This is a genomic window from Pseudoalteromonas luteoviolacea CPMOR-1, from assembly GCF_001625685.1.
Lineage (GTDB): Bacteria > Pseudomonadota > Gammaproteobacteria > Enterobacterales > Alteromonadaceae > Pseudoalteromonas > Pseudoalteromonas luteoviolacea_K.
Genome location: NZ_AUYC01000011.1, coordinates 43,700 through 66,979, shown reverse-complemented (window position 1 = coordinate 66,979; position 23,280 = coordinate 43,700). Strand labels below are relative to the sequence as shown.

Annotated in this window: 23 protein-coding genes; 18 read left to right on the top strand and 5 right to left on the bottom strand. The window is 43.0% G+C overall.

Going from position 1 to position 23,280, the window contains the following annotated elements:
- The first annotated feature begins 100 nt into the window (after positions 1-100).
- The 3 genes from N473_RS01440 (at position 101) to groL (ending at position 2,796) form a co-directional block, all read left to right on the top strand.
- Positions 101-634 (top strand): FxsA family protein, encoded by a 534-nt coding sequence (locus N473_RS01440; protein WP_063366412.1) that lies wholly within the window; start codon positions 101-103, stop codon positions 632-634.
- A 166-nt stretch (positions 635-800) separates the two neighbouring features.
- Complete coding sequence (locus N473_RS01435) at positions 801-1,088, top strand: co-chaperone GroES (protein WP_023400700.1); 288 nt, start codon at positions 801-803, stop codon at positions 1,086-1,088.
- Positions 1,089-1,146: 58 nt separating this feature from the next.
- Complete coding sequence (gene groL / locus N473_RS01430) at positions 1,147-2,796, top strand: chaperonin GroEL (RefSeq protein ID WP_063366411.1); 1,650 nt, start codon at positions 1,147-1,149, stop codon at positions 2,794-2,796.
- Between the two features lie 295 nt (positions 2,797-3,091).
- Here groL and N473_RS01425 read toward each other — a convergent pair whose 3' ends face one another.
- From N473_RS01425 to N473_RS01410, 4 genes are all read right to left on the bottom strand, one after another.
- A complete protein-coding gene (locus tag N473_RS01425) occupies positions 3,092-4,237 on the bottom strand; it encodes a cysteine desulfurase family protein (protein ID WP_063366410.1) in 1,146 nt (381 codons plus the stop codon).
- 67 nt (positions 4,238-4,304) lie between these two features.
- The gene (locus N473_RS01420) at positions 4,305-5,072 is read right to left on the bottom strand and encodes a sulfite exporter TauE/SafE family protein (protein ID WP_063366409.1); all 768 of its coding nucleotides are present in this window, start codon (positions 5,070-5,072) and stop codon (positions 4,305-4,307) included.
- On the bottom strand, positions 5,069-6,118 hold the full coding sequence (selD, locus tag N473_RS01415) for a selenide, water dikinase SelD (RefSeq protein ID WP_063366408.1): 1,050 nt from the start codon (positions 6,116-6,118) through the stop codon (positions 5,069-5,071). The genes N473_RS01420 and selD overlap by 4 nt, the downstream gene beginning before the upstream one ends.
- Positions 6,119-6,543: 425 nt before the next feature.
- Positions 6,544-8,691 carry a winged helix-turn-helix domain-containing protein gene (locus N473_RS01410; protein WP_063366407.1) on the bottom strand — a complete coding sequence of 716 codons (2,148 nt, stop codon included), beginning with the start codon at positions 8,689-8,691 and terminating at the stop codon, positions 6,544-6,546.
- Positions 8,692-8,967: 276 nt separating this feature from the next.
- On the opposite strand from N473_RS01410, the gene N473_RS01405 reads away from it, so the two are divergent.
- The 6 genes from N473_RS01405 to N473_RS01380 all read left to right on the top strand — a co-directional run bounded on the left by N473_RS01405 (position 8,968) and on the right by N473_RS01380 (position 15,921).
- Positions 8,968-9,801 carry an alpha/beta hydrolase gene (locus N473_RS01405; protein WP_081220885.1) on the top strand — a complete coding sequence of 278 codons (834 nt, stop codon included), beginning with the start codon at positions 8,968-8,970 and terminating at the stop codon, positions 9,799-9,801.
- Positions 9,802-9,845: 44 nt separating this feature from the next.
- A complete protein-coding gene (locus N473_RS01400; protein ID WP_063366405.1) occupies positions 9,846-11,063 on the top strand; it encodes a serine hydrolase domain-containing protein in 1,218 nt (405 codons plus the stop codon).
- 653 nt (positions 11,064-11,716) lie between these two features.
- Complete coding sequence (gene coxB / locus N473_RS01395; RefSeq protein WP_063366404.1) at positions 11,717-12,862, top strand: cytochrome c oxidase subunit II; 1,146 nt, start codon at positions 11,717-11,719, stop codon at positions 12,860-12,862.
- Positions 12,862-14,451 (top strand): cytochrome c oxidase subunit I, encoded by a 1,590-nt coding sequence (ctaD, locus tag N473_RS01390; protein WP_039607668.1) that lies wholly within the window; start codon positions 12,862-12,864, stop codon positions 14,449-14,451. The genes coxB and ctaD overlap by 1 nt, the downstream gene beginning before the upstream one ends.
- Positions 14,451-15,053 (top strand): cytochrome c oxidase assembly protein, encoded by a 603-nt coding sequence (locus N473_RS01385; RefSeq protein WP_081220874.1) that lies wholly within the window; start codon positions 14,451-14,453, stop codon positions 15,051-15,053. The genes ctaD and N473_RS01385 overlap by 1 nt, the downstream gene beginning before the upstream one ends.
- Positions 15,046-15,921: a cytochrome c oxidase subunit 3 gene (locus N473_RS01380; RefSeq protein WP_039607669.1), complete on the top strand. Its 876-nt coding sequence runs from the start codon at positions 15,046-15,048 to the stop codon at positions 15,919-15,921. The genes N473_RS01385 and N473_RS01380 overlap by 8 nt, the downstream gene beginning before the upstream one ends.
- Here N473_RS01380 and N473_RS25735 read toward each other — a convergent pair.
- The gene (locus N473_RS25735; RefSeq protein WP_155735503.1) at positions 15,827-16,129 is read right to left on the bottom strand and encodes a DUF2909 family protein; all 303 of its coding nucleotides are present in this window, start codon (positions 16,127-16,129) and stop codon (positions 15,827-15,829) included. The two genes, N473_RS01380 and N473_RS25735, sit on opposite strands and share 95 nt — an antisense overlap.
- 46 nt (positions 16,130-16,175) lie before the next feature.
- On the opposite strand from N473_RS25735, the gene N473_RS01375 reads away from it, so the two are divergent.
- The 9 genes from N473_RS01375 (at position 16,176) to N473_RS01335 (ending at position 23,276) form a co-directional block, all read left to right on the top strand.
- Complete coding sequence (locus N473_RS01375) at positions 16,176-16,865, top strand: SURF1 family protein (RefSeq protein WP_063366403.1); 690 nt, start codon at positions 16,176-16,178, stop codon at positions 16,863-16,865.
- A complete protein-coding gene (locus tag N473_RS01370; protein ID WP_063366402.1) occupies positions 16,862-17,335 on the top strand; it encodes a hypothetical protein in 474 nt (157 codons plus the stop codon). Before N473_RS01375 ends, N473_RS01370 begins: the two co-directional genes overlap by 4 nt.
- A gap of 9 nt (positions 17,336-17,344) precedes the next feature.
- Entirely contained in the window at positions 17,345-18,340 is a 996-nt protein-coding gene (locus N473_RS01365; protein ID WP_052262080.1) for a COX15/CtaA family protein, read from the top strand.
- The gene (gene cyoE / locus N473_RS01360; RefSeq protein WP_063366401.1) at positions 18,337-19,242 is read left to right on the top strand and encodes a heme o synthase; all 906 of its coding nucleotides are present in this window, start codon (positions 18,337-18,339) and stop codon (positions 19,240-19,242) included. The genes N473_RS01365 and cyoE overlap by 4 nt, the downstream gene beginning before the upstream one ends.
- A complete protein-coding gene (locus N473_RS01355) occupies positions 19,242-19,853 on the top strand; it encodes an SCO family protein (protein ID WP_063366400.1) in 612 nt (203 codons plus the stop codon). The genes cyoE and N473_RS01355 overlap by 1 nt, the downstream gene beginning before the upstream one ends.
- Before the next feature lie 121 nt (positions 19,854-19,974).
- Positions 19,975-20,247 (top strand): STAS domain-containing protein, encoded by a 273-nt coding sequence (locus N473_RS01350; protein WP_039607674.1) that lies wholly within the window; start codon positions 19,975-19,977, stop codon positions 20,245-20,247.
- A gap of 9 nt (positions 20,248-20,256) precedes the next feature.
- Complete coding sequence (locus N473_RS01345) at positions 20,257-20,619, top strand: response regulator (protein WP_039607675.1); 363 nt, start codon at positions 20,257-20,259, stop codon at positions 20,617-20,619.
- Positions 20,620-20,637: 18 nt separating this feature from the next.
- Complete coding sequence (locus N473_RS01340) at positions 20,638-22,773, top strand: chemotaxis protein CheA (RefSeq protein ID WP_063366399.1); 2,136 nt, start codon at positions 20,638-20,640, stop codon at positions 22,771-22,773.
- Complete coding sequence (locus tag N473_RS01335) at positions 22,770-23,276, top strand: chemotaxis protein CheW (RefSeq protein WP_046355950.1); 507 nt, start codon at positions 22,770-22,772, stop codon at positions 23,274-23,276. The genes N473_RS01340 and N473_RS01335 overlap by 4 nt, the downstream gene beginning before the upstream one ends.
- The last annotated feature ends 4 nt before the right edge of the window (positions 23,277-23,280 follow it).

The window sequence follows — 23,280 nt, the reverse complement described above, 5'->3', positions numbered from 1 at the left end:
GATGCAGTAAGTGATCACCAGAGTGCGATTAGATGCTGACTGTAAGCTTGAAATTAGACCTGACAAGCCATACATCTATTTCAGTTTATTTGGAGAATCTATGTTTAAAGTTCTTTTTTTGTTATTCATTGTCGTGCCCATTGTTGAAATTGCGCTGCTTATTCAAGTCAGTGATGTGATTGGTGGGCTTGCTACCATTGCGCTGGTCATTGCCACAGCGGTGTTAGGTGCAAAATTGGTTAAGCAGCAGGGATTGGGTGCGTACTCTAATGTACAACAGCAAATGTCGTCAGGTAAGTTACCTGGACAAGATTTATTTACAGGCTTGTGCGTGATCATCGCGGGTGTATTTTTAATGACCCCAGGGATCATGACTGATGCCATTGGTTTTATGCTATTAACTCCCGTAATTCGCGAAAAAATAGCAAAAGCATTGATTGAGCAAGCCAGTGTGAAAATGCAAAGCTCTGCGCAAAGCAGCATGTTTGGCCAAGGTTTTGGTCAGTCCCAAGCGCATCAAGAAGCACAACCTTCCTTTGAAGAGCAGAAATTTGACCCGTTTGAGCGCAAAGCGCCGAAGTCAGAATCGCAATCCTCTACCACCATTGAAGGTGAATATCAGAGAAAAGATTAAAATTTTTTAGTTTTTTCTCTTGGGTTTTAAATATCCACCCCCATCTAGAATTGCAAGTTACAAATTAATCCAGAGAGTCGCGTTTGCGCCGTTAGTCGGGCCGCGGCTCACTCTGAGTAAACAGATTATTCTGTCCTTGTTCAGAAAAGTTAGGAGAACTAAATCAATGAACATTCGTCCTTTACATGATCGCGTTATTGTTAAGCGTCTAGAAGAAGAAACTAAATCTGCTGGCGGTATCGTATTGACTGGCTCAGCAGCTGAAAAATCAACTCGTGGTGAAGTTGTTGCTGTAGGTAATGGCCGCGTGTTGGACAGTGGTGAAGTAAGAGCACTAGAAGTAAAAGCAGGTGACACAGTACTTTTCGGCTCATACGTTGAAAAGACTGAAAAGATCGAAGGTCAAGAGTACCTGATCATGCGTGAAGACAATATCCTAGGTATTGTTGGCTAAGCAGTAGCTTGTAACCAAAATAGCAGCTTTAACGAAAAGAATTTAGAGGAATAAAAACATGGCAGCAAAAGAAGTTCGTTTTGCAGGTGACGCTCGCACTAAAATGCTTCAGGGCGTTAACGTATTGGCTGACGCAGTAAAAGTAACACTGGGTCCTAAAGGTCGTAACGTCGTACTTGATAAGTCATTCGGCGCACCAACTATCACTAAAGATGGTGTATCTGTAGCGAAAGAAATTGAACTTGAAGACAAGTTTGAGAACATGGGCGCACAGATGGTTAAAGAAGTTGCGTCAAAAGCAAATGATGCAGCTGGTGACGGTACAACAACTGCAACGGTTCTTGCGCAAGCAATCGTAAACGAAGGCCTTAAGTCTGTTGCAGCGGGTATGAACCCAATGGACCTTAAGCGCGGTATCGACAAAGCTGTTGCTGCAGCAGTTGAAGAGCTAAAAGCACTTTCTGCACCATGTGCTGACACAAAAGCAATTGCACAGGTAGGTACTATCTCTGCAAACTCTGACAAAGAAATTGGTGACATCATTGCTGAAGCAATGGAAAAAGTAGGCCGTGAATCAGGTGTTATCACGGTTGAAGAAGGTCAATCTTTAGAAAATGAACTAGACGTTGTAGAAGGTATGCAATTTGACCGCGGTTACCTATCTCCGTATTTCATCAACAACGCTGAAAAAGGCCAAGTTGAGCTAGACAACCCACACATTCTACTTGTAGACAAGAAAGTATCTAACATTCGTGAGCTACTTCCTACACTAGAAGGCGTGGCTAAGACAAGCAAGCCACTTCTTATCATTGCTGAAGACCTTGAAGGTGAAGCATTGGCAACACTAGTTGTGAACAACATGCGTGGCATCGTAAAAGTAGCTGCGGTTAAAGCACCTGGTTTCGGTGACCGTCGTAAGGCAATGTTACAAGACATCGCTATCCTAACGGGCGGTACTGTGATTTCTGAAGAAATCGGTCTAGAGCTTGAGAAAGCAACACTAGAAGACCTAGGTACAGCTAAGCGCGTTGTTATCACGAAAGATGACACAACTATCATCGATGGTGTTGGTGAGCAAGCTGCTATTGACGGCCGCGTTTCGCAAATCAAAGCACAAATCGAAGAAGCAACGTCTGACTACGACAAAGAAAAACTACAAGAGCGCATGGCGAAACTTGCTGGCGGTGTTGCAGTAATCAAAGTTGGCGCAGCAACTGAAGTTGAAATGAAAGAGAAGAAAGACCGCGTTGAAGATGCTCTACACGCAACTCGCGCAGCGGTTGAAGAAGGTGTGGTACCAGGTGGTGGTGTTGCACTAGTTCGTGTTGCTAGCAAGATCGCAGGTCTTGAAGGTGACAACGAAGATCAAAACCACGGTGTTAATGTTGCACTACGTGCGATGGAAGCGCCACTTCGTCAAATCGTTTCAAACGCAGGTGACGAAGCGTCAGTTGTTGTTAACGCTGTAAAAGCAGGCGAAGGTAACTACGGTTACAACGCAGCAAACGGCCAGTACGACGACATGATCGAAATGGGTATCCTTGACCCAACTAAAGTAACGCGTTCTGCACTACAGTTCGCAGCGTCAGTAGCGGGTCTGATGATCACAACTGAAGCTATGGTTGCTGAAATTCCAAAGGATGAAGCAGCTGCTGCACCAGATATGGGCGGCATGGGCGGTATGGGCGGCATGGGCGGTATGATGTAATCTGCCCCTAGCGCATAAGCTAATACGAAAAACCCAAGCAATTGCTTGGGTTTTTTGATCTTTGCTACCAGTAAGTTCATTCGTTTGACGGTGAATCACTTGCTGATAATACTCGGTTTGGCACGCAAGAAGAAAACTTACGAGCTCACTTTTTTCGATAGATCTCCCTTTCCTAAACTGAGTGATGTGGCTGTACTACCAACACCGCTTTTTATAGGCGTTTTGTGTAGTGAGCAAACGCCTATACAAGTCGGCTAGCTAAAAGTGGGATGTAGCCAATCGGAAAATGAAAGCATCATGCCACCAAATCATGCGTTGTAAGTTCATCAAGTAGGCTGGTAAGTTGGCGATAAGTGGACTCTGATGCGCCTAAACCTAAACTGATTCTTATAGTTTCTTGCGCGATATGTTTATCATAACCCAAGTGTAAAGCCGTCCTTGAAGCTGCGTTCTTTTTATCAGAACAGGCAGAACCAGATGTGATTAAAATGCCTTCTTGGTCAAATAGGTTTTGAATTTTACTGCGCTTTAAGCCGCCTAATGCGCAAAATGTAATACCGGGTACCCGTTTTACACTGTCACCTAAAATTGTGCTAGATGGGAACTTGGTTTTTAAATCGTGTTCAAAAGCGTGTTGAACTGACTCAATTTCTTCGTTCTTTTTCATATCTTCTGATGCCGCTTTCAAAGCGATTGCCAGTGATGAGATCCCCAAATAGTTTTGGGTTCCTGCTCTTAGCGAGTTTTCTTGCCCTCCCCCTATTATCAATGGTCTAAAGTGCCATGGATTTTCTATCAATAAAAAGCCTGAGCCGGGCAATGCGCCAAATTTGTGTCCTGAGGCGACAGCGAAATCGATATTGCTAGATTCAAAACAAAAGGGTAACTTGCCTATTAATTGCGTGGTGTCGCTAAAGTACTTCGCATTGAAGCGGTGTGCCAGAGCACCTATTTGCTGATAATCTTGAATAATACCGGTCTCATTATGCGCCGCCATTACTGCGATAAGGATATTGCTTTTGTGGCAGTTTTCCAGCTTTGCTCGTAAATCTTCAATGTTGAGTAAACCATTTTTAAAATGTGGTATTTCAACGGCTTCAATACCTTTGTCTTGATAGTATTTGATATTTTCAAGTGTCGCTGAGTGCTCTAGAGCAGAATAAAAAATAATGGAGTTATTAATTTCCCCATGCTCAAATAAATGGAAAAAAATCGAGCGAATGCCTTCGGTAGAGCCACTATTAAATGCGATATTTTCAGCATCACAGCCGAGTAATGCACACAACTCACCTCGACTTTGTTCCATTTCATTATATAGTTGACAGCCTAAGCGGTGATTTGAATTGGGGTTGGCAAACTTATTGAGTTTCAAGTACTCATTTAATAGTTCAATCACTTCCGGTTTGACGGGGGCAGAGCCACTAATATCCGCATTAATCATAATTTTCCTTAATAATTTTTAGTTCTATAGCAGGTTTAAGCCCTGCTTTTTTGATGAGATCGTCTGTCTAAAGTGCCATAGAGATAATTTTTAATGAGCTCAAAAGAATGAATACATTGATACACTTTTTTAAAATAGTTTCATTGAGCCTAAGGGAAACAAGAGCCCCAATTTTGGCGCCAATAAAAATGCCTATGACTAAGTAAAGGCATAGCCACCAATCCAGAGTGTCGCTCAGCGCTCGACCAAAAAAAAGACTGACTGAAGACAACACGCCAATAATGGGGGCAGAGGCTATGGCTACTTTGGGACTGCATCGAAAGATATATATCATAATAGGTAGGTAAATAAACCCGCCGCCTTGACCGACAGCGCCGCATAATAAACCAAGCAAGATGCCAATGACTGGCAGGGCGGGAGTACGCTTGAGGTTAATATCTGAGCAGTACTTTTCCAATGTGCGGTCAAGCAAAGCTATCAGCACAGAGCAAACCGCCAACAAAGAAAACACAATGAGTACTATTTTCTCCGGGATATGAAGCGCAAAGAATGAGATCGCTAAACTTGCAAGGCCCATAGGGATACCAAAACGATAAATTAAGGTATTGTCCTGCATTTTGCTTTTAGCAAGGTGAAACATGGCACTACTTGAACCAAAAAAGCTTTGTGCAGTTGTTAACCCCGTAATTGTGAGCAAAGTGAGTTGCACACTGCTTATTAACGGCATGAAAATAATCAATAATGGCGCAAGTAGGATCCCACCACCAATACCTAATAGTCCTGAAAGGCACCCTGTTAAGATGCCAAAAAGTCCAACAAGTAGCTCTGGATTCATTTTAGTACTATCTTCCCAGAACCTTGATTAACTTGACCAATAACATGAAACTGGTCAGGGTAGGAGTCAGATAAAGCTGCTAATTGGCTTTCATAGGTGTGTTGGTCAACGGTAATTAATAAACCGCCATTGGTTTGCGGGTCATGTAAAAGTAACTTAAGCTCTTCGCTGATATCATTTCTATACTGTAAGTATTTAGCATATCGGCTGATGTTGTTAAATGTCCCGCTGGGATTTTTAGTTGCCTTGATACACAGATCTTTCACGCCATCAATCAGCGGGATATCTGATGTGTTAATAGAAACATCGAAATTCGAATTCTCGACCATTTCACTTAGGTGACCAATGAGACCAAATCCTGTTATATCGGTCATAGAGTGCACACCGGATAGTTTGCCTAACTCATAGCCTATCTTATTTACTCGGGTGATATATTCAATTGTATGTTCAGGTAATATATCTTCATTAAGTAAATTCATTTTTAATGCGTTGGAAAGTACACCAATCCCAATTGGCTTCGTGATGATGACTAAGTCGCCTACTTGCGGGGTGTTATTCCTTTTTATCTGGTGCTGTTGCGCTTCTCCGATAACTGCAAATCCATATAAAGGTTGGGCATTTTTTATGGTATGGCCACCGACATTTTTTGCATTACATTGTGTGAGTACTTCTTGTGCGCCTTTGATCATATCCTCGACATAGGGCATTGGAATATCTTCAGGAGGGAATGCCAAAATAGAATTAACGATCAATGGCTTTCCACCGGTTGCATAAATGTCACTGAGCGCATTTGCTGCTGCGATTTTTCCAAATAAGTAAGGAGAGTTGACGGTGGAACTAAAAAAGTCAGTAGAAAATAGAAGATGCTTGTCGCCAAAATTATATACTGCGCAATCATCCGATGTTTCAAATCCTAGAAGTAAATTAGGGTCGATAGCATCATTGTTTTGGCTGGTTGTCTTTAAAATCCTTCCCAGCATATTGGGTGGAATTTTACACCCACATCCACCTGACTCTGAAAGTTCTAGCAAGTTACAGCTTGTCATAAGTATTCCTTTGTTGCTTTGTTAAATTTATCTTTCCTTTTGGTGAACATATTAATAATTAAATATTTCAAATTTATTTCTTTTTTATGTCATTTTGGTTTTTTACTTTTTGCTGTGTGCTTTATAGGTATAATTTATTCAATCAAGTTGAGTGTTTTTTATCGATATCTATTCGTGCGAGCTGGGTTGGGAGGTGTGTGAATTCTCGCTGTGGCTTTATAAATTTATTATATAATTGTGTAGACTCCCTGTTGGCTGGATTTAAAAACCACAGCCTAGTACCGCGATGTCCGGTAGGGATGTAATAGATAAGTCATTGCCATTTTTATTCCAATTACAGCTTACCAAGTTAAAAAGCACACACTGCGATTAAACGACAACAAAGTTGATTGAAGTGCGTTTGAACTTGGATTTTTAACTTGTAGTTATTGGCTGATAGTTAGCTCTGCGAGCTCTTTTTTAGCATTAATACGCAGTGACACTAATGCGGTTGAGCCTCTAACATCGGTAAGGTAGTCAAGGGTTTTTGGCAGTTTCATTAGCTTTGTAAACTGTTGCTGTTCCAGATGATAGCGCCATAACTCAAACTGTTCGTTCACCCCATAGAGGACGTAATTATCAAGCATGAATCGTTTGTCGCTGCCTTGATCAATCAGCGCTTCGATGAGCGTATCTTCGACCCCACCAGTTTGCCAAAATCGATCGAGTTGATCTGTGTACACAACATGTCCATTTTCAGTACGCTGTGCCCAGTTGACTGGCGTATCTCTAAGGATGGTAAACGTCAAATCAGACAGGTTAAGCTGCGCAAATTTTAGTAGTCCTGCGACACGAATATTGGCCAATGCAGTTTGCTGTTCGCTATCCCAATCGAAAAGCTGTTCAATAGGAACTGTATAAGGAAAGTGCAGATGATTGCCACCCAGTGATAGTTGGGTTAGCTCTTTGCTTGAACTGGTTAGGAGACTTTGTCCATTTTGGGCCCAAACTAGTCCATCAATATAACTATCCATCGCAAAGTTTGATAGCTGTTGACTCGTTGTACCATCACTGATCCAAACTTGGTCAATACCCGAACGCTGTGAACGAAAAGCGAGTTTAGTGCCATTTGGTTGAAATAAGGCACTGCCTTCAGAAGAAATTGATCGCTCAATAATATCGAATTTGGGTTGATTGGCATGGCCTTGTGTGTCGCCAGCTTTTGGTTCTGAGAGTGTCAGCAGTGCGATATCTCGGTCATAAAAGCCTTTAATGACCAACATTCGGTCGCCATCCGGGTGAAAGCTTGGCGATCCCATGGGTTCATCGAGAGGCAAGCTGACTTTATTAATGATACCGTCATAAGCCAGTGTAAATAACTGCCGCCCAGTGCTGAATACCAGCTTTTCATCAAATGGGGAGAAGCTGGGATAGATAAAGCGGTATTTGGCAATTTCTTGCGGGTATTGAATGGCGACTTTTGAGCGTACCTCTCCTTCGGGGGTGACGAGCTGCAGGTGATATTGGCCTGCTGTGTTTAATGTGGTCAGCGCAAGCAGATTTTCCTTTGCTGAATAGGCATATGAAATCACGTTATCATTTTCTGAGCCAAAAATTACCAGGCTCTCTTTACTGTCAATGGTGTAACGTATCAACGCCCATCGGGCTTGGTGCTGTTGCAATAATGCGAGGTGACCACCATGCATCCAACTGGGTGAGCGCAGTCGTGAATTTTTGCATTCCATGATACTTGTGGGCTGTTGCGGTGAGGTGAGCGATTTGGCAAAGTCTAAACGCATAAGCTGATAACACTGCTTTTGAGTAATGGGTTGTCGACAATCTTGCTCTTGTACAAAGTACAGTGTTTTTCCATCTTCTGAGAAGGTATGTGTGCCGTTTGAATTGAGCGCTTGTGTGAGTTGGAATTCAGCTTGAGTTTGGGTGTGTTTAGCCCATAGGTTATTGATACACAGGCGGTCTTCATAACGATGGAATACCACATAGTCACCATCAGGTGAATAGATCCCTGCGTTTTCTCTATTATCGGTTGCTGTGAGCGCGGTGAGCTTTTCAACATGAAATGTGTCGGATTTTGGTTGGTCTAGCAGAGTCATTGCACCAATCGCGATTACGCCACCTAATATTGTGAGTGAAATCGTATACCAAAAGGGACGTCTACTTTTAGTGGGCGTTACGGGCAATTCAGAGGCTGTTGTTTGCTCTGTTTGCTCGTGGCTGTGCGATGGTAGTGTGCTTTTAGGTATCGCAGTGCTTTTATCATCCCATCTGACCTTTGCCTCTAAGCTGTATCCTTGCTTAGCATGGGTTTTGATGAACACTTGTTCTCTGCCGTCATCACCAAATGCTTTTCTGAGCTGTACGATGCTACGCTGTAGTGTATTTGGTGAGACGATAACATCTTGCCATACAGCATCAAGTAGCTTGTCTTGACTCAGTACTTCGCCTTGATACTGGGCTAAGACGCTCAGCACAGCAAGTGCTTTAGGAGCAAGTGTTTGGGTGTGTTGTTGATAGGTGATCTGATTTCTGGATACATCTATATAAAAGTCGCCTACCCAATACTGTTGTTGCATAGCCCTTCCTACTGATCGTTGGCAGTGAATGTGATTATTTTAGTGCGTATAAAACAAGGTTAACATACGTATTAGATTGCGAAATATCAAATTATAACCACCTGAATTATTTGCTATTTTATTTTTCATTGCAAAGTCAATGAGACGTCAGCAAAACATCAAGTCTCTCATTCCGAATACGCTAACCTGCTTTCCTAGTTAACCAATAACATGTAGGCGAGTAAGCAATAAAGCAGCTGTTTAGCCTAGTGTGTTGCACCTAAATAACGAGGAAGAATGATGAAAAAATTTGTACAGACATTGATATGTATGATGCTGCCGCTGTGGAGTTTGCAAGCAATGGAGTTTGAGGCGTATGCCATGCCTAGAACGCAAGTTGTCCCAATCACCAATTCAGTGAATGGTGGCCAATATGAACTGCTGGTCAAGTTGCCTGAGGACTATGGCAAAGACTCAAAACATCGTTACCCTGTGGTGTATTTCACCGATGCCGTATGGCAACTCGATCTGTTGTCTGCAGCAACGACATTTTTAATGGATGATGTGATCTTAGTGGGAATTTCTTGGCAAAAAGACATGCCTAAGGTTGATGGTCAGATTGCAGCGCCACATGCCAGCCGATTTCGAGACTATACAGCGACTGCATCAACGGATAAGGCTCGTCAAGCCAAGTATCATTTTGGTCAAGCCGAAAAACATTTAGCTTTCATTCGCGAGGACGTCATCAAGCGGGTTGATTCGCTGTATAGAACCAAACCAGATCAACGTGCCTATTTTGGCTATTCACTGGGTGGGCAATTTGGAATGTATGCCTTGGTTACACAGCCAGATACATTTAATCACTACATCTTAGGCAGTCCTGCTTTAGGAGGCAGCGTGGACTATTTAAGTGAATTATTGAGTAAGCAGAAACAACTTAACGCCAATGTGTTTATTTCTTATGGTGACCAAGAAGCGCGCCTAAAAACACATGTTGATCGATTGCTTGTTAAATTAAACGCCCACACGCAGAGCAAGTTGTTTTTAACCCATGAAGTGATGGAGGGGAACCATTCACAAGCGGTACCCATGACGGTCGCGCGTGGTGTGTCATGGTTGTCAAATCTATAAATAACTGTTTTGGATAGAGAACACTGAAGTATATGGAGAAAAGCATGACAGTATTTTGCAATAAATGGTTTAAAAAAAAGCAGATCCTATTGAGTTATATATCTGTTCTGAGCGTTGTAAGTGTGTCGGCAGTTGCGAGTATACCCGCAGCGCCAAGGGTGACAGCCGCAGAGAGTAAGTTACCGCATTCGGAGCTACCTAATCTCGAAGTACCTTATATCGATTTTACGCCAGAAACGTTAAGCGATGGCATTCGAGTTGGCAATTTTGATCATATAAAAGCGGATAGGGCCATGCTGAATAAATTGGCCATGGAGGTGAGCACTCAAAAGCTCGGAAAGTATGATAGTTTGCTGGTCGTAAAAGGAGATACACTTATTTTTGAGTCGTATTATTTACGTGGGCGAATTGATAACCCCCACCCTCAAGCCTCTGTTACTAAAGCCATACTGAGTTTGGCGATAGGGCGAGCTATGGCTCTTGGTCATTTAACAATGGCGGACTTGGACAAGCCCATTGTATCGTTTTTCAATGACTTAAATTCTGAGGTGTTTTCTCCAGGTGCTCAGCGCATTACCTTGCATCAAGCTTTAACAATGCAATCAGGGCTACGCATTAAACGCGAATTATATGCGGCGTTAAGCACAAAGGTGGGGGGGAAAAGCACTCAAGCTCAGTTGCAAGCATTGCTATCTTCTTCATCACCGATTACGCCTTTAAAGCAAACTTTTAATTATCAAAGCGAAGATCCCGCACTTGCAATGCAGGTACTTAATAAGGTTGTGCCCAGTGGCGCAAAAGCATTTATCGAACAGGCGCTGTTCAATAAATTAGGGATTTTTAATTATCGATGGCGAGAAGAAGTCGACGGTCTACCTATTGGGGCATATGGCTCAGAGTTAACATCGAGGGATATGGTTAAGTTGGGGTTGTTGGCTAAATCAGACGGACAATGGCAAGGTGAGCAATTGATCCCTAAAGCATATTTGGCTCAATCATCAAATAAGATAGTCGCACTGAATGACAGTGATATCTTCTTCACTGGGAGTAAAGTAAAGCGTCCAAGTTATGGATACTATTGGTGGCAAGCGGACGTGCTGTTTGGTAATAAACGCTACTTTACACGTTCTGCACAGGGGGGCGGCGGGCAGTATATCGTTATCATTGATGAACTGGATTTAATCATTGTGACAACAGGTCATGAACGTGAAGAGCAAACTATGAAGATGATTGCTGAAAAGATATTGCCCGTATTTAATTAAAAAATTGCTATGGATAGTGTGTGGTTATTTTTATTCATTACTCTCTGATCTTCTTTATTTTCACCTTAAAATCACGTTTAAGGTGAAAATAACAAACAAACTGAAATTGGGGGCATTTGTTTATGTCGCATATTTCAACTTGTATTTATGTTTCAGTCAATTAAACACCAATAGGCAAGGCGTTTAGTTAGTAAGGTGAAAGTGCTTGGCGAGGGAGGTGCCATTGTTTGACTATCTGACTGATTGCACTTTTTTATACGTTTTGGGTATATGGTTTTAATTTTTGACTAAGGAGTAAGAAAGTTTTAAGTTGATACTGTTTACAATTTATTCAATAAAAGAGGGCAAAGCCAACGTTTGAGCTCACTTTAATTTTTCAAAGATGACAAATTAAAAATTTAAGTAATTGTTTTAATTTACCAAATAAAATTTTATCTATTTCTAGTTAATTGCTTTAGCGTCGGATATGCCCGATTTTTAATGAAGCAAATACTCCAAATTAACGTAATCTGTAAAATACAAAACTTGCAAGCTGGTTGTTTCTTTACTAATCGTTAAAGAAGTCATGCAGTTTAGGCAACAACGCCTATTGACAGTCATCCAATAATAAAAACCCCTTCAAGATTAAAATTATAAGGGATCGGAGACGTCACATGAATCTTGCGAATTTAAAGCTGTTCAATATCTTTGTCCCATTACTGGCAAGCTTCAGTGCAGCAGCCAGCGATTACAACATGCGTCAAGGGGTGACGGATGTCAGTAATGAGGTTTACCAGTTACATATGACGATCTTTCTGATTTGTTGTGTGATTGGCGCTATTGTCTTTTCGGTGATGTTTTGGGCGTTAATACATCACCGCAAGTCCAAAGGTGCTGAACCTGCTCAATTTCATGAGAGTACCAAAGTGGAAATTGTGTGGACCGCAATTCCATTTTTGATCTTGGTGGTGATGGCGATTCCGGCGACTAAAACGCTGATTGCAATGGAAGATACCAGCAAGTCTGATCTCACCATCAAGGTGACAGGGTCTCAATGGAAGTGGCATTACGAGTATATGGGCCATGATGTTGACTTTTTTTCTGTCCTATCGACGCCAAAAGATCAAATCGACAATTTGCAGGCGAAAGATGAGCACTACCTGTTAGAGGTCGATAAACCGCTGGTTATTCCTACCGACCGAAAAGTACGATTTTTACTGACCTCCGATGATGTTATCCACTCGTGGTGGGTGCCCGATTTTGCCGTAAAAAAAGACGCTAACCCTGGTTTTATCAATGAGGCGTGGACGCGGGTAAATGAGCAAGGAATTTATCGTGGCCAGTGTGCTGAGCTGTGCGGAAAAGATCATGGCTTTATGCCCGTTGTGGTTGATGCGCGCTCCCCCGAAGATTTTGATATTTGGCTCGCAGAGGCTAAGCAGGCTAAAGCTAAAGCGCTACAGGCTGAGGCAGCCTCTGTGGGTGTAACGCTTTCAAAAGATGAATTAATGGCAACAGGCGAAAAAGTGTACATGGCATATTGTGCTGCCTGTCATCAGCCAACAGGATTAGGGCTGCCGGGTGTTTTTCCTGCGATGAAGGGCAGTGCAGTCGTCAATGGTGAGTTAAAAGCGCATATTGACATACTTGTGAATGGGCGACCTGGTACAGCCATGCAAGCTTTTGGTAAGCAGCTCACGCTAACAGAAATTGCCGGTGTGATCACATACAAACGCAACAGCTGGGGTAATGATACTCAAGAGGTAGTTCAGCCTGGGCAAATTCAGGCCTTCATTGATGGGACTAAGGAGAAAGAATAATGTCGACTACCGCACAAGAGCAACCTGTATCTCATGAGCACCATCACGGTGCACCGTCGGGGCTAAAACGGTGGATTTTTACAACTAATCACAAAGACATAGGCTCTTTATATCTGCTTTTTTCGTTATTGATGTTTTTAACCGGTGGTGCCATGGCGATGGTTATCCGAGCCGAGTTATTTCAGCCGGGTATGCAGCTTGTTGACCCGCACTTTTTCAATCAAATGACGACGGTACATGGCTTAATAATGGTATTTGGTGCTGTTATGCCTGCATTCACAGGGCTTGCTAACTGGATGATCCCGATGATGATAGGGGCGCCTGATATGGCCTTACCGCGGATGAATAATTGGAGTTTTTGGATATTACCTTTTGCGTTTGCCATATTACTCGCTTCTTTATTTATGGAAGGCGGTGGTCCGGCTTTTGGCTGGACATTTTATGCACCTCTTTCCACGACTTATAGTAACGATAATACGGCGTTGTTTGTCTTTGCCGTGCATATTATGGGGGTGAGCTCAATAATGGGTGCCATCAATGTGATAGTCACCATTGTTAATATGCGTGCACCGGGTATGACTTGGATGAAGCTCCCGTTATTTGTTTGGACATGGCTAATCACTGCATTTTTATTGATTGCTGTCATGCCCGTATTGGCTGGTGCGGTGACCATGGTGTTAACCGATAAGTATTTTGGGACCAGCTTTTTTGATGCCGCAGGGGGCGGAGATCCGGTGATGTTCCAACATATATTCTGGTTCTTCGGGCACCCTGAAGTGTACATCATGATATTGCCTGCATTTGGTATTATCTCAACCATTGTGCCTACCTTTTCTCGCAAAAAACTGTTTGGTTATGCATCCATGGTGTATGCCACATCGTCGATTGCGTTATTGTCCTTTGTGGTGTGGGCACATCATATGTTTACGACAGGCATGCCATTGGCTGGTGAGCTTTTTTTCATGTATGCGACCATGCTGATCTCGGTGCCGACAGGTGTAAAAGTCTTTAATTGGGTTGCAACCATGTGGCGAGGTGCTATCAGCTTCGAAATTCCGATGATGTTTGCAATTGCGTTTATTGTTTTATTCACCCTGGGCGGTTTTTCTGGCCTTATGCTGGCCATCACACCCGCAGACTTTCAATATCATGATACGTATTTTGTGGTTGCCCATTTTCATTATGTCCTCGTAACCGGTGCCGTCTTTTCAATTATGGCTGCGGCGTATTACTGGTTGCCGAAATGGACAGGAAATATGTACAGCGAAACATTGGCACAGTGGCATTTTTGGCTCTCACTGGTGAGTGTCAACGTGCTGTTTTTCCCAATGCATTTCGTGGGGCTAGCCGGTATGCCAAGGCGTATTCCTGACTACGCACTGCAATTTGCAGATTTTAACGCCATTATCAGTATTGGAGGTTTTGCATTTGGCTTATCGCAGCTGCTATTCGTGGCGGTTGTTTTCAAATGTATCGCCGGGGGCAAACCTGCTGATAGCAAAGTATGGGACGGTGCTGAGGGGCTTGAGTGGCAAGTGGCATCACCTGCGCCATATCATACTTTCTCAACGCCGCCAAAGGTTGACTAATGCATACCGCGCTATTGCAAAAATTGGTGTTGACGGTACTAGGTATGTTTGCTTTCGCATTTGCCTTGGTGCCTCTTTACGATGTGTTTTGTGACATCACCGGCCTCAATGGCAAAGTGGATTTGGTCGTGGCGCAAAAAAGTGAAGGCGTTGATGCATCCCGAGAAGTTGAAGTGAGCTTCACGACGCATGCAAAGAGCACAACTCCTTTCAAAGTAAAAGCGCTGCAATACTCGGTGAGTGTTCAACCTGGCAAGTTATCGGAAGTAAAGTTTTTGGCGCAGAACACCAGCGATAGCGCGCGAATTATGCAAGCAATTCCCTCTGTGTCGCCTGGTCAAGCTGCCAAGTATCTACATAAACTGGCCTGTTTTTGTTTCGACCAGCAGCCCATGGCTGCAAATGCATCACTTGAATTTACATTGCGGTTTTATGTTGATACCGAATTACCCAAAGATGTACAAGAACTGACACTCTCTTACACCTTATACGACATCACAGAGAGCGTTACCGCAGGGAATATTGGGCAAACACCACAGGTGTTCACTCAACCGTTTATTTCGGTGATGTCATCTACTGTGCGAGGACCTCAAAATGGATAAGAGTTACCAAACCTACTATGTACCAGAGCAAAGCCCATGGCCTATTGTCGGTGCCATTGCAATGTTTTTTATTGCGGTTGGGGCAGGGTTAACGGTTATGCAGTTAGGTAAAGAAGCCAATTCGGGTCTGTGGACATTATTGATAGGTATTGTGGTGCTGATAGCGATGATCGTGGGTTGGTTTAGACATGTGATTGATGAGTCGATGAGCGGGCTCTATTCGGCGCAAATGGATCGCTCTTTTAGGCAAGGCATGGGGTGGTTTATATTCTCTGAAGTGATGTTTTTTGCCGCATTTTTTGGTGCTTTATTTTACGTCAGGATGTTTGCTGTGCCGTGGTTGGGTGGCGCGAGCAATAATTTGATGACCAATGAAGTACTGTGGCCTGATTTTGAAGCGGTTTGGCCATTGTTAGTCACACCAGATGGCACTGCGACGCAAGCCATGCCATGGCAAGGTTTACCACTCATCAATACCGTGATCTTACTTACTTCCTCGGTCACGTTGCATTTTGCGCACACGGCTATTGAGCGAGATGAACGAACAAAACTCAAAGTGTTTTTAGGGTTAACTATATTACTGGGGTTTATTTTTTTAGGTTTACAAGTTGAAGAGTACATACATGCTTATATCGAACTTGGGCTGAAACTGGACTCGGGAATTTATGGCAACACATTTTTTATGCTGACTGGGTTCCACGGTATGCATGTAACACTTGGCGCACTGATGTTGTTGGTTGTTTGGTTACGCGTGTTAAAGGGGCATTTAGACGCTAATCAACATTTTGCATTTCAGGCGTCGGCTTGGTACTGGCATTTTGTGGATGTTGTGTGGCTATGCTTGTTTGTTTTTGTGTATGTGCTTTAGAGGTTGGCTGAGCATTAAATGTAAAGAAGCCCAGTTGACTAGAGAGTGTGATGACGAGCATGGTAATTAGCGAAAAGAAAACCCGTTTTCCCAGAATTTTAGACATGTTTTTCGACTGTTCAGCGCCACTTAACATCACAAATAATGCGTGAAAAAGTTGGTATAGAATAACGAAAAGAAGTGCTGTGATAATCCATTTTATAAGCATTAGGGGGCCTGCCATTAGCGTGTTTACTAAAAAGGTTAGTACAATAATGCTGATTTTTGCAGTGGTGTTGGTGATGTCTATCTGCTTTAGATTGTCGTATTGGCAATGGCAAAGGGCACTCGATAAGCAAGCCCAGCTTATGATGTTGAGCGAGCAACCTGAAAATAAACGACTTTTGATAAACACGAACGCGGAGCTACTGCAAGGCGCTAAAGCCGTGTTAGTTGGGGAGTTCAGATCGGGTTATTGGTGGTTGCTTGATAACCAAATCGTCAACGGTCAAATTGGTTATGACTTGATAGCAATATTTGATGCGGGCGGGGTTGATGATCCCCTGATTATAAATTTGGGATTTGTAGCCGCGGGTAAAGATCGCGCTCAGTTGCCTATGATTGAGCTACCTGTTGGTCCCATTGAAATTGACGCTCAGTTTAAAATTGGCGAGTGGTCGGGGTTCACATTGGCAAAGTATCCAAACCAAAGCATTCACCATCGCAATGTCTTACAGTATTTAGAGCCGTCTTTTTTTAGCCGCGAAATAAACGCGGCGGTCTCGCCATTATTGGTAATAGCAAACCAAGCAGTGATGGCAGACGTTACTCCGCATTATCAGGCGGTTGTAATGAGCCCTGACAAACATCGAGCTTATGCACTGCAGTGGCTTTTGATCGGTTTATCGGCAGGCATCATCGCATTTTTTGCGACTAGGAAAAAATCCAAGGAGTTGATCAAATGAGTAAAACACTAGGGTTATTTATAGGTTGCTTTATCTTGCCAATCATTGCTGCTGTTACGGTGCTGAGTCTAGATTTAAGGCCCCAGAGCACCACGAATCATGGCGACTTTCTAGAGTCTGAAGTTTGGCTTCCTGTGCAATCAAAAGACAAGTTGTGGAACATTGTTTTAAATGTGCCAAAAGGGTGCCACTCAGCCTGTGATGTACAAAAAAATAATGTAGAAAATTTAGATGTTGCACTGGGTAAGCACCGTAATAAGGTTGCTATCGTAGTGGTTGGGGATGGTGATAATTCGGTAGAGCAAGATGCTCAGAATAAGCTGATGCCAGCAGCATTTTATTTAGTTGATAAGCATGGCCTAGTTGTTTTGGAATACCCTTACAAGTCAGATCCTGATGCGAATAGATTAGTTCTTAAGGGGCTCTTAAAGGACATGAAAAAACTCTTAAATTACGCTCGTTCTCAGTAAGGAGGCGTTATGTCTACTGTACTTCAAAGAACCATTACGTTTGCGTGTATGTTAGCTATTTGTGTCGTGGTGCTCGGTGCATATACTCGATTGAGTAATGCGGGGTTAGGGTGTCCAGATTGGCCTGGGTGTTATGGTTTTTTAACCGTACCCAACGAGGTGCATGAAATTTCGGCCGCGCAGTTAAAATATCCTAGTAGTACTATCGAGCCTCGAAAAGCCTGGATAGAAATGATCCACCGTTATTTTGCCGGTAGCTTAGCGTTGGTCGTCTTATTGCTATTTGTTGTGATCATCCGATCCAGAGCACAACAAGCGCCCAAGGTCTTAGCGGGTACTTTGGTGTTTATGATAGGAGTACAAGCGCTACTTGGTATGTGGACAGTGACGATGAACTTACAGCCATTTGTCGTGATGGGACATTTACTAGGGGGCTTCACCGTATTATCTCTGTTGACTTTGTTGTATTTGCGTTCTGCACCACCCGTAGTTGAATATGAGTCTCAAGCTGGTATGTGTTTGAAGGTTGGCGTGTTTTGTACAGGTGTGTTGGTATTGCAAATCGCATTGGGTGGTTGGCTCGCTGCAAACTATGCCGCGCCGCATTGTACAGGCCTGCCGCTATGCGCCAATAGTGAACTGTTTTCTTGGTCTAGTTTACTTGAGCTGCCAAAGCAATCAAGCACATACGAATATGGTGTCTTACCCTTTGAAACGCGCTTATCGATCCACCTGATGCATCGCATATGGGCCAGCGTTACCTTATTGGCGCTGGTCGCCATGGCCATCGTAATTCATTTTAAAATATCACAGCCCATTATTCGTAAAGCTGCTAACCAAGTTGCGATATTGGTGTTACTGCAGGTGGCAATTGGCGGGATCATTGTTTATTTCAAATTCCCTATTTTATTAACTTTATTTCATAACCTAATGGCAGCGCTGCTATTGTTGGCATTGATCAGAGCCTGCTTTTTGTTGTCACGAGCTAGGCAGGTGTGGATATGAATACTGAGCTTAGTAAATACACGTATGTGCTCGAAGGGGCAACAAAACAGATTCAAGCTTACTTTAATATATGCAAGCCAAAAGTGGTATTAATGCTGGTACTAACAGCCTGGGTTGGGATCGTTTTAGCGCCTGAGACTCAGCGCAGTGGCTGGTTTCAATTCGGGGCGTTGCTGGGTATTGGTTTGGTTTCTGCGGCTGCGGCTGCAATTAATCATATTCTGGATAGGGTCAGAGACAAACAGATGGCACGCACGCGGCACCGGCCGCTGGTGATGAACCAACTGAGTGTATCACAAGCTTACTTGTTTGCGTTGGTTATCGGTTCGCTCGGGGTTATTTTACTGCTGCTATTTAGTAACTGGTTGTGCACCTTACTGACCGTTTTGGCACTGTTTGGATATGCTGTGGTGTATACCGTATATTTAAAACATTCGACCCCGCAGAATATTGTAATTGGTGGGTTGGCAGGGGCTATGCCTCCGTTACTTGGGTGGGTGAGCGAAACACAGGCCTTAAGCGCCGAACCTTGGCTGTTGGTCATGATGATATTTACTTGGACACCACCGCACTTTTGGGCGTTGGCAATTGCTAGAAAACAGGATTATGAACGCGCCAATGTGCCCATGTTACCTGTCACACATGGTATTCGATTCACTAAATTATGCATGATTGCATATACCGTTTTATTGGTGTTGGTGTGTGTGTTGCCATATTTAATTGGCATGTCAGGGATACTATATCTTGCTGTCGCGTGCTTTTTAAATGCGCGTTTTTTACAAAAAGTGGTGCTTTTATATTTTGAATCAAACTCTGCGTCGGCAATGCAAGTTTTTCGTTTTTCGATCAGTTATTTGTTGTTACTCTTTAGTGCCTTATTCCTCGATAAGTTAGTGATCTAATGCGTTTAATATTATTGGTGTTATTATCAAGTTTACTACTGTCTTGCTCAAAGTCTGACAAGGTATCTGAGCTGACTGTGCAATATCCGAGCCCCAAATTATTAAAGCCGTTTGAATTAGTCGATCAAAACAACAATGTCGTGACAAATGCGCAGTTGCTGGGGCAATGGAATTTACTGTTTCTCGGTTATACCAGCTGCCCAGATATTTGCCCTATGACATTAGCCAAACTCAAACATATTAAAGGCAAGCTCAGTGCGCTCGAAAAAACGCAAGTGTGGTTTGTCTCTGTTGATCCCAGCCGGGATTCGGCGCAAAAACGTAAAGAATACATTGCGTACTTTGACGACTCATTTTTAGCGGTCACGCATTCTCATCAGCAATTGTTTCCCTTTGTGAGGGATATTGGCTTAATTTACGCCATTAACGATGCACAAGACACGGAGTATTACGTAGACCATAGTGCGTCGATTGCATTGATAAATCCAGCCGGTGAATTAAGCGCAATTTTTAAACCTGAATTCAAAAAGGGTCAGGTGCCAAGTGTGAATACTGACCAGATAGTTGCGGACTTTGAAATTATAACTCGTGCTAGAAGCACGGCCTTTTAATCGCACTTGGTTGTTTCTAAGTTAATAATATTTTTATTTCTTTTGCCTAATTTTTGGCAATTTTACTATCAACGTCTAATCTAATCTTATCTATAACTTTTACAGGGAATGTGCCAAGCGCATGATTAAACTTCCTTCTGAGTTAGCCATCAATAAAGTTGAAGAGCTCTATCAGATGTTTGTTCAAGAGCTGGAATCTGGGCAAGCAATCTGCATTGATATTAGTGATGTTTCAAAAGTTGATACTGCTTCGATTCAAATGTTGTGTGCATTGCAAAAACGGTTGTTGAATTTTGATCAGAAAATTACTTGGCATGGTGATAGCCCTATTTTGTTTGAGTCTGTAGAGCAACTTGGTTTAACCGAAATTTTATCCTTTAGCAGTAAGATTTAAGAGGTCAATATGAAAAAGATTTTAGCTGTGGATGATTCTGCTTCAATGCGACAAATGGTTGGATTTACTCTTAAAAAAGCAGGGTTTGACGTCACAGAAGCAAAGGACGGGAGTGAGGCATTAAATCTGGCCAAGCAGCAGGGGTTCGATGCTGTGATATCCGATGTGAACATGCCTGTGATGGATGGGATCACACTAATTAGAGAGCTGCGCAACCTACCAAATTACAAATTCACGCCGTTACTGATGCTAACGACGGAGTCTGGATTGGACAAAAAAAGTGAAGGCAAAGCCGCAGGGGCAACAGGCTGGATCGTAAAGCCTTTTAATCCGGATCAATTATTAGCTGTATTGAAGAAAGTCATCCGCTAGTACCAACGAGGTATAGGCATGAGCATAGATTTAAGCCAGTTTTTCGATGTGTTCTTTGAAGAAAGCTTTGAAGGTCTGGATGCAATGGAAGCTGAGCTTCTAAATCTAGAACCGGGCAAAGAAGATTCTGAGACCATAAATACAATTTTTAGAGCAGCCCACTCAATAAAAGGCGGCAGTGGTACGTTTGGGTTTGTGTCTGTGTCAGACTTTACTCATGTACTTGAAACATTGTTGGATCAAATCCGTGATGGACAAAGAGTACTTACTGCAGAGCATGTCAATTTGTTGCTCAAATCAGTTGACTGTGTTCGTGGCTTGTTGGGGGCATTACAAGCAGAGGAAGAGCCTGACTTAAGTGAGTCTAATGAGCTCAAAGCTCGGTTTGAAGCAATACTCGGTGGTGAATCTTCAGAGCCTACGGGGACTGAAGAGAATGAAGTTGCATCAGAAGCACAGCAAAGTACCACCTACCAAATAGATTTCAAACCAGAACCGCACTTATTTAAAACCGGCAATGAACCGCTTTACATGTTTTCAGAGCTGGCTGAACTAGGGCAATTGGAGGTCAGTGCATTCCATGACGGTATCCCTGACTTTTTAGAGTTCGACCCCGAAGACTGTTTTTTACATTGGCGTTTCTTTTTAACGACGACTAAGCCCGAACCTTGTATTTCGGAAATATTTGAGTGGGTTGAAGATGATGCGGATATTAAGATTGAAGCATGCGGTGGACTGTTCGAAGATGATACGCTTGATGCCCAAGATACGTCTGCTGAACCTATAAATAAACAACCAGAACAACCTGTTGTTGAAACACCAGCAAACACCAGTGCACAAGCAGAAGAAAACCTTGCTGCAGTACAGAAAAAAGTAGAGTCAGTTAAAACCAGTAAAGCGGAAAGCAGAAAGTCTAATGACTCGACAGCGACTTCTATTCGTGTTGGGATAGATAAAGTGGACTCATTAATCAACATGGTTGGTGAACTGGTAATAACACAGGCGATGTTGAGTCAAATTGGTGACCAAGAAATTACGGAGTCGAGCATTGCCGCATTGCAAGAAGGCTTAACTCAACTTGCTCACAATACGCGAGATTTGCAAGAAAATGTCATGCGAATTCGCATGCTGCCTATCAGCTTCGTGTTTAGTCGTTTTCCTAGGCTAGTCAGAGATACATCTCAAAAACTCAATAAACAAGTCGAACTTAAATTGGTTGGTGAGCAAACCGAACTAGATAAAACGGTCATGGAAAAGCTCTCGGATCCCATGGTGCACCTAGTCAGAAACTCATTAGATCATGGGTTGGAGACCCCTGAAGAGCGAATTGCCAACGGTAAGGACCCTGTCGGAACCGTGACACTTAACGCTTTCCATCAAGGTGGCAATATCGTGATCGAAATTATGGATGATGGCAAAGGCTTGGACACTGAAAAAATTCGCAGTAAGGCGATAGCCAATGGCCTGATCAACGAGGCAGATGATCTTAGCGTTGAAGAGGTTAATGAGCTTATCTTCATGCCGGGTTTCTCCACCGCAGACAGTGTGAGTGATATCTCGGGTCGTGGGGTCGGCATGGATGTGGTGAGAAGAAATATTCAAGCGCTAAATGGCTCGGTAGAAGTGACTTCAAAGCAAGGGGTTGGCTCCACATTCACCATCCGGTTACCACTCACTTTGGCTATTCTTGATGGGCAACTCGTGCAAGTAGCAACGCACACCTACATCATTCCACTGATATCTATTGTGGAGTCGTTACAAATTGATATTTCTAAAGTCAGTAAAGTGGGTAAAGGGTTAGAGGTGCTGCGCCTGCGTGATGAATATATACCGATATTGCGACTTTACGATATTTTTAGTCATCAAGGTGCGCGAGAAGAACTCGATAAAACACTGCTGGTCGTCGTGGAAAGTGATAACTACAAAATAGGGTTATTGGTTGATGACTTATTAGCTCAGCAGCAAGTCGTTATCAAGAGCTTAGAAGCGAATTATCAAAAGGTGGACGGCATTTCTGGGGCGACTATTTTAGGTGATGGTACGGTGTCGTTGATCATTGATATTAGTGGACTGATTAAATTGAGCGGTTTACGCAGGCCAGGATCAACTGAGCTATTGGTCGATTTGAAAGGTGAGGAGGCTGAGCCAGCATGATTGATCAAGTTGAAGTAAATCAGCAGCTGATGTTTGACGGTGAGTCGGATGAGAAGCAGTTCTTAACCTTTATGATGCACGACGAAGAATATGGCATGGATATTTTAGCAGTTCAGGAAATTAGGGGGTGGGAACCTGTTACCACAATTCCTAACTCGCCTAACTTTGTGAGAGGTGCAATGAACCTGCGAGGCACAATCGTCCCAATTATTGATTTGCGTATGCGCTTTGGCATCAGTGCGATTGAGTATGGTCCACTGACCGTAGTGATTGTGGTGTCAGTGCAAATAAAAGAGCAGCAAAAAATTATGGGGCTAGTAGTGGATGCCGTATCAGATGTCTACAGCATTGCTGAGGAAAAAGCGAAAGATGTACCTGATTTTCAGGATTCTGATAACGCTTATTTTGTTCATGGGCTAGTAAATGTAGGTCAAAAAATGGTTGTGCTTTTAAATCTAGAAAAGGTCTTAGATTTGAGTGATAAAAGTGGGCTCAAAGGCTAATTGG